Source organism: Streptomyces sp. NPDC051207, from assembly GCF_040682395.1.
In the GTDB taxonomy this organism is placed as follows: domain Bacteria; phylum Actinomycetota; class Actinomycetes; order Streptomycetales; family Streptomycetaceae; genus Streptomyces.
This window is the reverse complement of the sequence record NZ_JBFBAX010000022.1, coordinates 48812-62157: the sequence shown is the minus strand read 5'-3', so window position 1 is coordinate 62157 and position 13346 is coordinate 48812. Positions and strand designations below refer to the sequence as shown.

Here is a 13346-nt window from a genome sequence, read left to right as displayed (position 1 = left end):
CGTATGCGGGCCGGGCCGCCACCGGCCCACGACCGACGCCCCGTTCCGCCCCCGGCACGAGCAACAGGAAGACACAGGGATGACGTCTCAGACCCGACGCACCGGCCGGACCGGCCGTCCGCCCCGCCTGTCCCAGGAGGCCATCCTCACGGCGGCCCAGCGCCTCCTGGACGAGGAGGGGCCGGAGAACCTGTCGATGCGCCGGCTGGCGCAGGAGCTTTCGAGCACGGCGATGGCGCTCTACCACTACGTGCGTGACAAGGACGAGTTGCTGCTCCTGCTGCTCGAACGTCACGCCCAGCGGTTCCCGCGCCTCCCACTGCCCGCCGAGCCGCGTGAACGGCTGATCGCGGCGAGCCAGGCGCTGCACGACATCCTCGCCGAGTGCCCGTGGATCGTGGAGGTCCTCGCCTCCGACGACCTGATGGCCGTGTCCGCGCTGTGGATCGTGGAGAACATGATCGACGCCGGGATCCAGTGCGGACTCAGCCCGGAGGAGGCCGTCTACGCCTACCGCGTCATCTGGTACTACACGGCGGGCGAGCTCACCATCCGGGTGAACCGTGAGCGGCACCACGCGGGGCTGGAGCGGCCGCCGCACCGGGACAAGGCGTTCGCCGCCCTGACGCCGGAGGAGTTCCCCCGGCTCGCCTCGCTCGCCGACCGGTGGGACGAGATCACCACCCGGGACACCCACCGCGAGGGTCTGGTGGCCATCGTCGACGGACTGCTGTCGCGGGCGGGTGGGGCCCGGAGGGCGACATGACCGCGGGCCCGGATCACCGGCGTGCCATAGCCGGTGCTCCGGGCCGACGGCCGCGGTTCTCTCAGGTCTCCAGGCGCGCGCGGAGGGCCCGCTTGTCGACCTTGCCGACGCCAGTCATCGGCAGCCGCTCCAGGACCACCAGCTGGTCGGGCACCTTGTAGGCGGCGACTCCTCGGCCCTTGAACGCGGCCTGCACGTCCCGCAGGGCCGGCGGGTGCGCGCTGTCCTTGGGGACGACGCAGGCGCAGGTCCGCTCCCCCATCAGGGGGTCGGGCAGGGCGAGCACGGCGGCTCCCAGCAGCGGGAAGGCGGCGAGCAGATGCTCCTCCACCTCCAGCGTCGGTACCTTCTCCCCGCCCCGGTTCACGACGTCGTTGATCCTGCCGACGACCTCGAAGTTGCCCTCCGCGGTGCGGCGCACCAGGTCGCCCGTGCGGTAGAAGCCCTCCTCGGTGAACCGGGTGAGGTTGCGTTCCCCCGCGCGGTAGTAGCCGCGCAGGGTGTAGGGCCCGCGGGTGAACAGCTCGCCCGTCTCCCCCGGTCCGGCCTCGGTCCCGTCCTCCCGGATCACCCGCACCTCGTCGGCCGGGGACAGCGGTCGCCCCTGCGTGTGGACGATCACGTCCTCGGCATCGTCGAGCCGTGTGTAGTTGAGCAGTCCCTCTGCCATCCCGTACACCTGCTGGAGGGTGCAGCCGAGGGCTTTCGGCACCTGCCGGGCCGTCTCCGGGGCGAGCCGGGCGCCGCCCACCTGGACGACCCGCAGGGAGGACAGGTCGTGGTCCGTCCACTCGGTCGCGTCGAGCCACAGCGGCACCAGCGGGGGTACCAGCGAGGTGATCGTCACACCGGCCCGTTCGATGAGCGGGAAGCACACGTCCGCGGTGGGAGCCGGGGCGAGCACGGCCGTTCCTCCGGCGCGGAGCGTGCCCAGGACGCCGGGGCAGCCGAGCGCGAAGTTGTGCTCCACGGGCAGCGCCGCGAGATAGACGCTGTCCGGCCCGACTCCGCACAGCCGCGCTGTCTCCCGCAGTTGGTACGCGTAGTCCGCGTGCGTCCGCGGTATCAGCTTCGGCGGTCCGGAGGTGCCGCCGGACAGGAGGAACAGGGCGACGTCCTCGGGGTCCGGCGCGGGCAGGGCGACGGGATCGGCGTCGAGGGAGGACAGAGCGGTGTACGGGCCCGGGTCACCGGCCACGAATACGTGCCGGAGGCTCTCCGTGCGGTCGAGCACCTCCCGGGCGACGAGCCGGAAGTCGCAGTCGAGGGCGCGTTCCGGGCAGACGTAGGCGGCGGCCCCGGACGTGGCCACGAGGTGGGTGATCTCGGTCGAGCGGTGTGCGGGCAGGGCGTACACCGGCAGGACGCCGGTCCGGAAGAGCGCCAGGCTCAGCACCACGAGGTCCACGTCGTTGGGGAGTTGCACGACGACCCGGTCGCCGGGCGCCAGGCCCGCGCGCAGCAGGCCGGCGGCCATGCGGTCGGCCGCCCGGTCGAGTTCCTCGTGGGTCACGCTGCCGGCCGCCGTCACCAGCGCGGTCCCAAACCGCCGCTCCGGTGCGGGCGCGGTCCAGGTACCGAGGATGTCCGTGTTCCAGTACCCCTGCTCCCTGTACGTGCGGACCGCCGATTCAGGCCAAGGCTCGCAGCCCTCCAGCATGGGGATCCTCTCTCTGTCCGTTGACGGAAATGGTGTGCGGCTGCCGTCGTCCGACGGTGCGTTCACGGTGTGGACGGCCAGGCGGTGGCGGTCTCGGGCAGCGCTGCCCGTACCGCCTCGAAGACGCGCGGAAGCACGGTCGCGCGCCGGGTCTCCAGATAGAAGTGGCCGCCCGTGAAGACCTCCACCTCGCAGGGCCCGGCGGTGACCTCGCCCCAGGCGGCGGCCTCCTCCGCGGTGACCTCCGGGTCGTCATCGGCGTACAGCACGGTCACCGGGATGCCCAGCACCTGACCGGGCGACGGCCTGTAGGTCTCGATGACCCGGTAGTCGCTGCGGATGGCGGGCAGCAGGGCCTCCAGGAGCGCGTCGTTGTCCATGACGTCCCGGGCGGTCCCGCCGAGCCTTCTCAGGTCCGCGAGGAGTTCGGCGTCGGTGGCGCGGTGGAGATCGCCGCCCCGGGTCCGCTGCGGGGCGGGTTGGCCGGAGACGACGAGCGCCGCCGGCGGGCGGCCGGTCAGGGCGAGCCTGCGCGCGGCCTCGTAGGCCACGGACGCGCCCATGCTGTGCCCGAAGAACACGCAGGAGGCGAGCTCGTCGCCGGTGAACCCCTTGGTCAGTCCAGGGACGAGGTCGTCCAGAAGGCTTTCCATGTCGGTGGCGGCCCGCTCGTCGAAGCGGTCGCCGCGGCCGGGGTACTGCACCGCGCGCACCTCGACGTCCCAGGGGGCGTCGAGGGACCAGCCGCGGTAGCCACCCGCGGCGCCGCCGGCGTGGGGGAAGCAGACGAGCCGGGAGCGCGCGTGCGCGCGCCGGGAGAAGAGCCGTGGCGCGGAGGACGCACGGTGGTCCGCCGGGATCACAGCTCGCCCTCCTCGAACTCCTCGGACGGGCCGCCCGCCGCCCCCATGGGACCGTCGTTGCCCGGGTCCTGGTCCAGGCCGCGCCGGGCCCTCAGCTCGCTCACCAGCGCGGCCATTCCCGCCACGGTCGGGGCCCGCAGGATGTCGCGCATCGGCAGTTCCACGCCCAGCCGGCCGCGGATGGCGGCCACCAGACGGGTCGCCGTCACGCTGTCCCCGCCGAGGGCGAAGAAGCCCGCGCCACGCGCGGTGACGGGCGTGCCGAGGACGCGTGCCCAGAGTTCCGCCACGGCTTCCTCCACGGGACCCCGCGGGGGGTCCTCGACGCCCCCGGCCGGGACTGTGGCGTGCCTGAGGGCCTGCTCCACCCGCTGTCGGTCCACCTTGCCGTTGGCGCTCAACGGCAGTTCGGCGAGGCCGACGAGGGAGCCGGGGATCATGTGGGCCGGGAGCCGGTCGGCGAGCCAGGAACGTAGCGTCGACGGGTCGGCGACACGGTCGGCGTCGTCCGCGTCCGGGCGCCGAGCGGTGATCAGCGCCACGCCGTCGGGCTCGCGCCTGGACAGCTCGCCACGGGTGAACCCGGCTCGTTCCAGGGCTCGCAGCCACCGGGGCACGTCGGCGGCCGGGGACGGGGTGGGCACCGTCGGGACCGCCAGGGGGGAGGCCGTCTCCCTCGCGACGAGGAACACCCGGCTGCCGGGTCTGCCCAGCAGGGCCAGCACCCGCGCGGCGGCGTCCGGATCCGGCTCCCGGCCCAGGGCGTCGTTCACCACGAGGACGTCGAAGGCGGCGAGTCTCGACTCGGGTACGGCGAAGGCGTCCTGCCGGGCGGTCCGTACCTGGTGCCCGGAACCGGCGAGCCGGGCCTCGGCGGCGGCGGTCCGGGCCTCCCGCTCGTCGAGCAGTACGTAGTCGACCGTGCCGGGCTTCAGCCGCTCCAGCAGTGCAGCCGCGTTCCGGCCGCCCGCGCCCGCCCACTCGGCGACGTCGAGCGTCCGGGCGCCGTCGTTGTACAAGGCCTCCATGTCCTGTGCCACGGCGTCCAGGCAGGCGCCGACACCGGGCAGTCGGAGCGCGAGCCCGTCGGGGGACAGGACGGGGTCGTCGGCCAGGGCGTCGGTGTCCGCCGTGCCGGCGAGCACCGCGGTCAGCAGGGGCATCGCCCCGGCCCAGCCGTCCACGACCTGCTGGAGATGGCTGCCGGCGATCCGGTCGCGTAGTGCGCCGGCCCGTGACCCGTCGCGGACCAGGGCCCAGCGGGGGCCGCGGGCCACGGTCCTGGCCGAGCGGGTCAGGACCTGTCGTTCCTGGAGGAAGTCCAGCCAGCCGGCGAACAGTCGGCGGCCTGTCTCCGCCACGGGCAGCGCGCTCACCTCGACGGGCCGCTCACCGGGGCCGAGCAGGGAGTCCAACAGCGCGGCGAGAAGCGTCTCGGTCAGCTCCGCTTCCCGCTCGGGGACTTCCCGCCCGTCGGCGCCTCGCGGCGTCCGGGCCTCGCCCGGGGCGGGTGCGGAGGCCGGGGCGGGCAGGAAGGCCGCCGCGATCTCCCGCGTACGGTCACCGACGACGGCGGCGAGGGCGTGCGAGACCGCGGGGTGGGCCTGGAGCACGGACTCGATCTCGCCCAGCTCTACCCGGAAGCCGTTGATCTTGACCTGGTGGTCGATGCGGCCCAGGAACTCGAGCGTGCCGTCCGGCCAGTAGCGTCCCTGGTCGCCGGTGCGGTACCAACGCCCGTCCGATGCCCGGGGGAAACGTTCCCTCGTCAGCTCGGGGTCGCCTCGGTATCCCTGCGCCACGCCGGTTCCGCCGATCCACAGCTCTCCGGGCACCCAGTCAGGGCAGTCCCGGCCGTGCGGGTCGACGACCCGGAACCGCTGGTTGGCCAGCGGCCTGCCGTACGGGATGGAGCGCCAGTGCGCGGACACGACGGTCACCTCGTGGGCGTTGGACCAGATCGCGGCCTCGGTGGCGCCGCCAAGGGCGACCAGCCGGCATCGGCCGTCCGTCGCGCGGTCCAGCCGCCCGGGCAGGTCGAGGCCGATCCAGTCGCCCGAGAGCAGCGCGAGGCGCAGAGGCGCCGGAAGACGCGCCCCGTCGGACGCGGTGAGGAGCATGTCCATCAGCGCGGGCACGGAGTTCCACACGGTGACGGCGTGGCGCTCGCAGAGCGCGAGCCACCGGTGGGCGTCGCGTCGGTCGGTCTCGTCGACCAGCACGAGGGCGCCACCCTCGGCGAGCGGGCCGAAGACGTCCCACACGGAGAGGTCGAAGTCCAGGGCGGAGACGGCCAAGACGCGGTCCGCCGGCCCCAGACCGTACCGCTCGTCGATGTCCTCGACGGTGTTGACCGCGGCACGATGGCTGACCTCGACGCCCTTGGGCGTGCCGGTGGAACCGGAGGTGAAGATCACGTACGCGGTCTCGTCGACGGACACCTCCACGGTGGCGTCCAGCGGCGCCGCCCGGAGGGCCTCGGCGAGGGACAGGAAGGGGGCCGCGGACCTCGCCGGCGGCGTCGCCCCGGTGCCGTCCAGGACGAGCACACAGCGACTCAGTGCGTGGATGCGGTCCCGGCGCTCGGCGGGCTGGTCGACGCCGACGGGTACGTACGTGCCGCCCGCCGCGAGGATGCCGAGCACCGCCGCGATCTGGTCGGGACCCTTGGGCGCGGTGACGACGACCGGGCTGCCCGGCCCGACTCCCCGTGCGGCGAGCGCACCGGCCACGCGCAGAGCGCGGTCCGCCAGGTCGCCGTGGCTGAGACGGCCGTCCTCCCCCCACAGCAGCGCGGGGTCCCCGGCCCGGTCGGCCGCCCGCTCGAAGAACGCCTGGTGCAGCAGACGACCGCTCTCCCGCCGGGTCACGGAGTTCACCTCGGTGCGACATCGCAGCTGGGACTCGGGCAGGGGTATGTCCGGCGGGAGGTTCCAGTCGGTGGTCGCCAGGCGCCGCACCAGGCTGGTGTACGCCGCGAACATGGTGGCGGTCACGCCCTCCGGGAAGAGCGCCTCGACGACGTCCCAGGCCAGCAGCAGACCGCCCTCGCGGGTGCCGTACACCTGGTGGTCGAGCCAGACCTGGGGGGTCTGGGAGATCATCCAGGACAGCTCGCCGAAGCGGGCGGCGAAGTCGTCGGGCACCAGCGGGGCGCCGAGGTTGCAGGCGAAGACCACGGGCGCCGTACGCGGGGTCCCGGTGTCGGTGCGGACGAAGTCGCGCAGCACGTCGACGCCGGTGTACGCGGCGTGGCCGACGTCGTCGTGCAGGCGCAGCTGGATCGCGCGGGCCCGGTCGGCGAAGCCGGCGTCCGCGGGCAGGTCGACCTCGAGGAGCAGCAGGCTGGTGAAGTCGGCCACGATGCGCTCGATGTCGGGATGGAGGTCCTGGTCGCGGTCGAACAACGGGATGTTGAGCAGGAACCGCTGCTGTCCGCTCCATCGCACGAGGATCTCGGAGAAGGCGGTGACCAGTAACACGGCCGGGGTCAGGCCGTGTTCGGCGGCCCGGCGCTGAAGGACCCGCCACTCCTCGGGAGTCAGGGTGTGGCTCCGCCGTGCGAAACGCGGCACGCCGATCTCGCCGGGGTCCACCGCCAGCGGGAGGGCGGGCCCACCGGGGAGTTCCGGCAGGCGCCGCTGCCAGTACTCCCGCGCCCGCTCACGCCTGGCCGCCCGGGACGCGGCGGTGTCGGCGAGATACTGGGGGAAGGTGTACCGCGGTTCGGCGGTGCTCGCGGGGTCGGCGTAGAGCGCTGCCAGGTCGGAGAGCAGCACTCGGATGCTGTGCACGTCGGCGACCAGCAGATCGGCGTTGACGTGGATGCGCTGCGTCCCGCCGGGGTGGAGGCTCAGCTGGACGTCGAGCACCTCGCCCGCGGCGACGTCGAGCACCCGGTGGGAGAGACGTTTCCGCAGATCCAGCAGGGCGTCTTCGGCGGTCCCGGCCGGGAGCTTCGTGAGATCGTGGACCGTCAGGCCCGGCCAGGTGACGCTCTCGGCGATCCGCTGTGTTCCGTCGTCCGTGAACGAGGCGCGCAGCATGGGGTGCCGGCGGACGAGAGCGGCAACGGCCCGCTCGAGGCGGTCCGCCACCACGTCCCGGGTGTCGATCTCCAGGTAGGCGTGGCACCCGACACCGCCGAGGGGCCGGTCGGCGCCGCGGCCGATCCAGTAGGCCTGCTGCACGGCGGTCAGCGGGAACGGCGCGCGCTCGTCGACGGGGGCGACCGAGCCGGGCGCGGGCTCCGGCTCCGCCCCCGGTTCCGGCTCGCCCGCCGCCCCGCGCGAGGCGAGCAGTCCGTACCAGGCCCGGAGCCGCGGGTCCTGGGCCATCTCGGTGAAGTCGACGCCCGCGCCGGACCGGTTCATCCGGTTCACCAGGGACATCAACTGGAGTGATTGTAAGCCCAGTTCGAAGAGGTTCGCGTCATCGTCCTCGGGGCCCAGTTCGACCCCGAGGAGCGCGGCGACCTCCTTGCGGAGATCCACCTGCTGCCCTGCCGTACTGCGTGACATCCCTACCCCCGTGTGTCGGACGGTGTGTGACGGACGAGCACTCGCCATCGTGCCTTCAGGCCGCCACATGCGCGGCGATTGTCCAGAATTCGGCGTACCGGCCGCCGCGCCGGACGAGTTCCTCGTGCGTGCCCTGCTCGGCGATCCGGCCGTCCTCCAGGAAGGCGATCAGATCGGCGCTCTCGACGGTGCTGAGGCGGTGGGCGACCATGATGGTCGTACGGCCCGCCATGAGCCGGTCGAGACCCTCCTGAACGGCCGCCTCGCTCTCCGGGTCGAGGGCCGAGGTGGCCTCGTCGAGCAGCAGCACGGGGGCGTCCTTCAGCAGGGCGCGGGCGATCGAGACCCGCTGCCGCTCGCCTCCGGACAGCGCGGCGCCGCCCTCGCCGACCTGGGTGGCCCAGCCGTCGGGGAGCCGACCCACCACCTCGTCCAGGGACGCCGCCGCGGCCGCCGCCCGCACCTCCTCGGGGGTGGCGTCGGACCGGCCAATGCGGACGTTGTCCTCGATGGTGCCCTCGAAGAGGTAGACGTCCTGGAAGACCATGGAGAGCCGGGACATCAGCTCCTCGCTGTCGATGTCGCGTACGTCCACCCCGCCGAGGCGCACCACGCCCGAGTCGACGTCGTGGAACCGGGCGACGAGCTGGAGCAGGGTGCTCTTGCCGGCGCCCGAGGCCCCGACGACGGCTACCCGCCGGCCCGGCTCGACGTTCAGGGAGAGCCCGTCGAGGACCTGGCGGTCACCGCGCCGGAAGCTGACCGACTCCAGCTGGACGCCGTCGTGGGCCGGAACCGCCGGCCGCTCGGCGCGCGGCAGCGGGGGCTCGGTCAGGACCGCGTCGATGCGCTCCAGCTCGCCCCGGGAGACCCGCATGATGCCGCCCAAATCGGCGAGGGACAGCAGGGGTTCGACACAGCGTGCCGCCAGGACCATGATCGCCAGCAGCTCGGGGGCGCCGAGGCCGCCGTCCAGCGTCAGATACACGCCCAGCGCGAGGACGGCGGTGAAGACGGCCTGGACGGAGAAGGTCAGGCCGAGCATGCCGGGCACGCCGCTGAGGGCCGCGCGCCGGCCGCTGCGCCACTGCTCGTGCAGTGCGTCGTCCAGGAGGCCGAAGCGCTCGCCCGTCCGGCCGCCGGCGCGCAGCACCGGCTGGGCGCGGACGAACTCGACGACTCGGCCGGCGGCCTCGTCGCTGCTGCGCGCCCGCTCGGCGTCCTGGCGGGCGGTCGCCTTCGACGTCCAGCGCTGCACTCCGGCGATCAGCGGGGCGGCGACGAGGCCGGCGAGGGCGAGGCGCCAGTCGAAGAAGAAGAGCACCACGACCACGGACAGCGGGATCAGGGTGGCGTTGATCAGGGGCCGCAGCCGGTGGGCCGGTACCGACATGACCTCCATCACGCTGCGGCTGGTGAGCCCGGAGACGTCCCCGATCCGGCCGGGGGTGAACCAGCCCAGCGGCAGTCTGGCGAGGTGGTCGCCGAGGCGGTGGTGCAGGCCTCGGGAGAGCTCACCGCCGGTGCGGAACCCGGACTTGTCACTGAAGTAGCCGAGCACGGAGGTCACGAGGACGGCCACGGCGAAGGCGGCCAGCCACGGCCAGGCGTCCTGCGCGTCGCCGTCGAGCAGGGCCCGGAGCAGCGGGATGAGCAGCGCGTAGGACAGGCCCTCCACGACGGCGCAGACGGACATGAGCGCCACGGCGCGACGCAGGGGGCCCGAGTGCCGCTCGCCCAGGACCCTCAGCAGCAGCCTGATCATCGGTGGATCTCCCTCTTCTGGCCGGCACGCGCGCGCCGGGCACGCCACATGGCGGTGAACTTCCCGTTCAGGGCCAGCAGTTCGTGGTAGGTACCGCTCTCCACGATCCGCCCCTCCTCCATGACCACGATCCGGTCGGCCCGGGCGACGGTCTCCAGCCGGTGGGCGATCACCAGTTGCGTACGGCCCTGGACGAGGTTCTCGAGGGCGGCGCGGATCTCGGCCTCGGTCTTGGCGTCGGCGAAGGACATCGCCTCGTCGAGGACCAGCACCGGGGCGTCGACGAGCAGGGCCCGGGCGATGGAGAGGCGCTGCGCCTCGCCGCCGGAGAGTCCCACGTCCTCGCCAATCACGGAGTCGTATCCGCGGGGCATCGCCTGGATGCGCTCATGGATGCCCGCCACGCGTGCCACCCGCTCGACGGCGGCGCGGTCGGCCTCCGGGACGGCGAGGGCGATGTTCTCGGCGATGCTGGCGCGCAGCAGCCGGACGTCCTGGAAGACGAACGAGACGTGGCGGTACAGCCGCTCGCTGGGGATGTCGCGAAGGTCGACGCCGCCGAGGAGCACGGACCCGCTGGTCGGGTCGGAGAACCGCGGGACCAGTTGGGCCAGCGTGGACTTTCCGGCGCCCGAAGGGCCGACGAGTGCGGTGGTGGTGCCCGGTTCGAGGACCAGGTCGATCCCCTGGAGCACCGGGCGGCCGGAGTCGTAGGCGAAGTCGACGCCGCGGAACTCCACGCGGTCGCCGCGCGGTTCGGCCGGCGTGACCGGCTCCGACAGCGGCGGTACGTTCAGCATGTCCCGGATCCGCTCGGCGGACCGTTCGGCGGCGTGCACGTTGTCCAGGCCGTGGCCGAGCGCGGCGATGGGCGCGGTCAGTGCGACGGCGAGCAGCGGGAACGGCAGCAGATCGGCGGGGGGCATGGCGTCGGCCGCGATCAGTGCCGTACCGCCGGCGAAGACGAGCAGCAGGACGAACGGCGGGGAGAGCACCAGGGCCGCCAGCGAGGCGAGGCCCGCGGCGTCCGCCACGTAGGTGAGGAAGAAGTCGGCGAAGTCGTCCGCGGCCTTGCGGTAGCGCCGGTGGGCCTGCCCGCCACCGCCGAACGTCTTGACGACCGAGATGCCCTCGACGAACTCCACGGAGGCGGCGCCGATGCGCCCCATGGCCTCGCCCATTCTGCGGCCCTCGCGCTGTCGGTCCTCGCTCTGCAGCAGGCGCTGCAGCAGCAGGCCCAGGAGCACCGGCACGAGTGCGACGAGCGTCAGCCGCCAGTCCACCCAGGCGAGATACCCGAACGAGGCGAGCGGGACGACAACGGCGGAGGTCGCCTCGACGGGTGTGTGGGCGATCAGGTGGTGCAGTTGGTCGACGTCGCCCTGCACCACACCGTTGATCTCGCCCGAGCTGCGGCGGGAGTACCAGCCGAGCGGCACCTTGCCGAGGCGCTGGGCGAGCAGCCGCCGCAGTGACAGCTGGAGCCGGCCGTCGACGAGATGGGCGATGCCGCCGGACGCGGCGGCGAGTACGACGCGGACGAGCAGGCCGGCGACGCCGAGCCAGACGGCGAGCCAGGCGGCGCCGTGGTCCACCGGTCCGGGGGCGAGCAGCACACGGCCGAGTTCGACCACCGCGATCAGCGGTGCGAGGCCGGCGAGGGAGCTGACGATCTGGAGGACGAAGACGGCGACGAGGCTGGTGCGGTAGGGGCGGAGTAGGCGCAGGAGCACCTGTCGGGAGGTCGCGGCCGGACCTCCCGGGTCGTTCTCCGGACCGCCGCCGTCGACCACCTCCCCACCATCGACACGGCTGTGCAGACCCTCTGCCGTGGCCATGGGATTCCCCACCTTTCAGGCACGACCGTCCGATCAGGGAGCGGGCAGCGCTGTCACGACCGGACGGCAAGATCCATGAAGACAGCAATAACTTTACAAGTATAAGAACCGGCCTCGCAAGCGGACCGAGAAACGCCGCCGGGCCGCTTCCGGGGTCCTTGGCGCCCGCGCCGGCAGGCGAATCGCGGCGCGGAGATTCCATCCAGAAGATGCCCAGAAGTGGCCTGAAATGATCGTGTGAACCCCTGTCCGGGGCGGCCATCACCCTCACCACAGGAGAGCTGGGACGCGTGCGCTTTCTACTGCTGAGCGGGCTCGGGCCCGCAAACCTCAATTCGCCGTATCTGGAGGGATCGCTTTTCACGGCGAACCCCTCCGACGCGGCCCGGGAGATGCTCCGGAGGGCCGGAAGCGCGGACCTCGATCTGCGGCGGCTCGCCTTCACCCAGCACGGGCGCGAGTACGCCCTGCTCAGGCCGCGCTCGGCCACGACACCCCACCTGACGACGGTTACCCTCCTGTCGATCCTCGAGAGCAGCGGCCACAGTTTCGAGCGCCTGGACCTAGGGGACGTCTGGGAGGGTCACGCGAAGGCGCCGGAGGGCGACGTCGACGTGGTGCTCCTGTCGACCACGTACATCTGGAACGGCCCGATCCTGGGCTCGGCCGTGCGGTGGGTCCGGGAAAACCTCCCCGGCACGCCGATCGTGGCCGGCGGGCAGTTCACCAACCTCAAGTTCACGGCGGCCATGCGGGACTTCCCGGAGATCCTCGCGGTGGTCCGCGGCGACGGCGAGATCGCCCTGCCCAAGACCCTGGACGCGCTGGCGGGCCGGGGCGAGCTGAGCGCCGTGCCGAATCTCGTGTGGCGCGACGGGGACACCATCCGCGTCAATCCGGTCGAGTACGTCGACATCGACGACTTCCCGTCGCCGCAGGTCCTCGGCGATCAGGCGATCGTCCCCTACGAGTCCATGCGGGGCTGTCCATTCGACTGCAAATTCTGTTCGTTCCCCGCGGCTTCACCCAAATGGCGATACAAATCCGCCGAGAAGATACGCGACGACTGGATCTCCTATGCCGACCGGAACGGCGCGGACGTCATTTCGGCGATGGATTCGACCTTCACCATTCCACCGACCCGGCTGCGTCGCCTCCTGGAGATCCTCCCGAATTCAGGTGTACCGAGGTGGGAGGGGTTCAGCCGCGCCAACACGCTCAATTCGGCGGACGTGGTGGCCGGTCTCGCGGCCTCGCACTGCTTCCAGTTGCACATCGGTTTCGAGTCGATGAACGACCGCACGCTGAAGCGGATGAGCAAGCGGGTCTCGGTCAAGCAGAACCGTCGGGCCGTCGAGCTGCTCAGCCAGAGCGGGATGTCGTACTACGGCCTCTTCATCGTCGGTTACCCGGGCGAGGACCCGGAGATGTTCCAGGACACGCAGGACTACCTCCTGCGGGAGTACTCCGGGCACTACGCGCTCTCCAAGTTCTCCATCACCGACGAGACCATGCCGCTGTGGCAGGACCGGGAGGAACTGCAGATCGTGGCGGACGATCCCACCGATCCCGCCTCGCCCTGGTCCCACATCGGCATGGACAGCGCGCAGGCGGCCCGGCTGCAGAAGGAGACCCTCGACAAGGTACGGCTCACCAACGACAAGACCGTGCTCAGTCTCTGGCAGCACGACTACCAGCACTGGCTGATGCCCCGTCACGACCACGCCACCAACATCGCCGTGGAGAAGTGCCTGGAGCGGATGGCCATGGCGCCCCTCGACTACACCGACCCGGACGAGGGGGCCGCCGTCATCCGTGACAGCCTCCACCGGCTGACGGACTTCGGTGTCGAACTCGCCCCACCGGGTCGGCGGTTGGCCTGCGATCCGGTCTGACACCGGCACCTCGGACACGACGCGCGGCGGGCTCCCGGC

General features: G+C 72.4%; 7 protein-coding genes. 2 read left to right on the top strand and 5 right to left on the bottom strand.

The window, feature by feature from the left end; all coding sequences use genetic code 11:
- Window positions 1-79: 79 nt before the first annotated feature.
- A complete protein-coding gene (locus tag AB0M97_RS21490; protein ID WP_365962522.1) occupies window positions 80-766 on the top strand; it encodes a TetR/AcrR family transcriptional regulator in 687 nt (228 codons plus the stop codon).
- Window positions 767-827: 61 nt separating this feature from the next.
- On the opposite strand, the gene AB0M97_RS21485 is transcribed toward AB0M97_RS21490, so the two are convergent.
- The 5 genes from AB0M97_RS21485 to AB0M97_RS21465 all read right to left on the bottom strand — a co-directional run bounded on the left by AB0M97_RS21485 (window position 828) and on the right by AB0M97_RS21465 (window position 11412).
- On the bottom strand, window positions 828-2426 hold the full coding sequence (locus tag AB0M97_RS21485) for an AMP-binding protein (protein WP_365962521.1): 1599 nt from the start codon (window positions 2424-2426) through the stop codon (window positions 828-830).
- A gap of 62 nt (window positions 2427-2488) precedes the next feature.
- A complete protein-coding gene (locus AB0M97_RS21480; RefSeq protein ID WP_365962520.1) occupies window positions 2489-3289 on the bottom strand; it encodes an alpha/beta fold hydrolase in 801 nt (266 codons plus the stop codon).
- Window positions 3286-7809, bottom strand: a complete 4524-nt coding sequence (locus tag AB0M97_RS21475) for an amino acid adenylation domain-containing protein (protein ID WP_365962519.1) — start codon at window positions 7807-7809, stop codon at window positions 3286-3288. Before AB0M97_RS21475 ends, AB0M97_RS21480 begins: the two co-directional genes overlap by 4 nt.
- Window positions 7810-7864: 55 nt before the next feature.
- On the bottom strand, window positions 7865-9574 hold the full coding sequence (locus AB0M97_RS21470; RefSeq protein ID WP_365962518.1) for an ABC transporter ATP-binding protein: 1710 nt from the start codon (window positions 9572-9574) through the stop codon (window positions 7865-7867).
- Entirely contained in the window at window positions 9571-11412 is a 1842-nt protein-coding gene (locus AB0M97_RS21465; RefSeq protein ID WP_365962517.1) for an ABC transporter ATP-binding protein, read from the bottom strand. The genes AB0M97_RS21470 and AB0M97_RS21465 overlap by 4 nt, the downstream gene beginning before the upstream one ends.
- 290 nt (window positions 11413-11702) lie before the next feature.
- Here AB0M97_RS21465 and AB0M97_RS21460 point away from each other — a divergent pair, with 290 nt between their 5' ends.
- Complete coding sequence (locus AB0M97_RS21460) at window positions 11703-13307, top strand: radical SAM protein (protein WP_365962516.1); 1605 nt, start codon at window positions 11703-11705, stop codon at window positions 13305-13307.
- Window positions 13308-13346 lie beyond the last annotated feature (39 nt).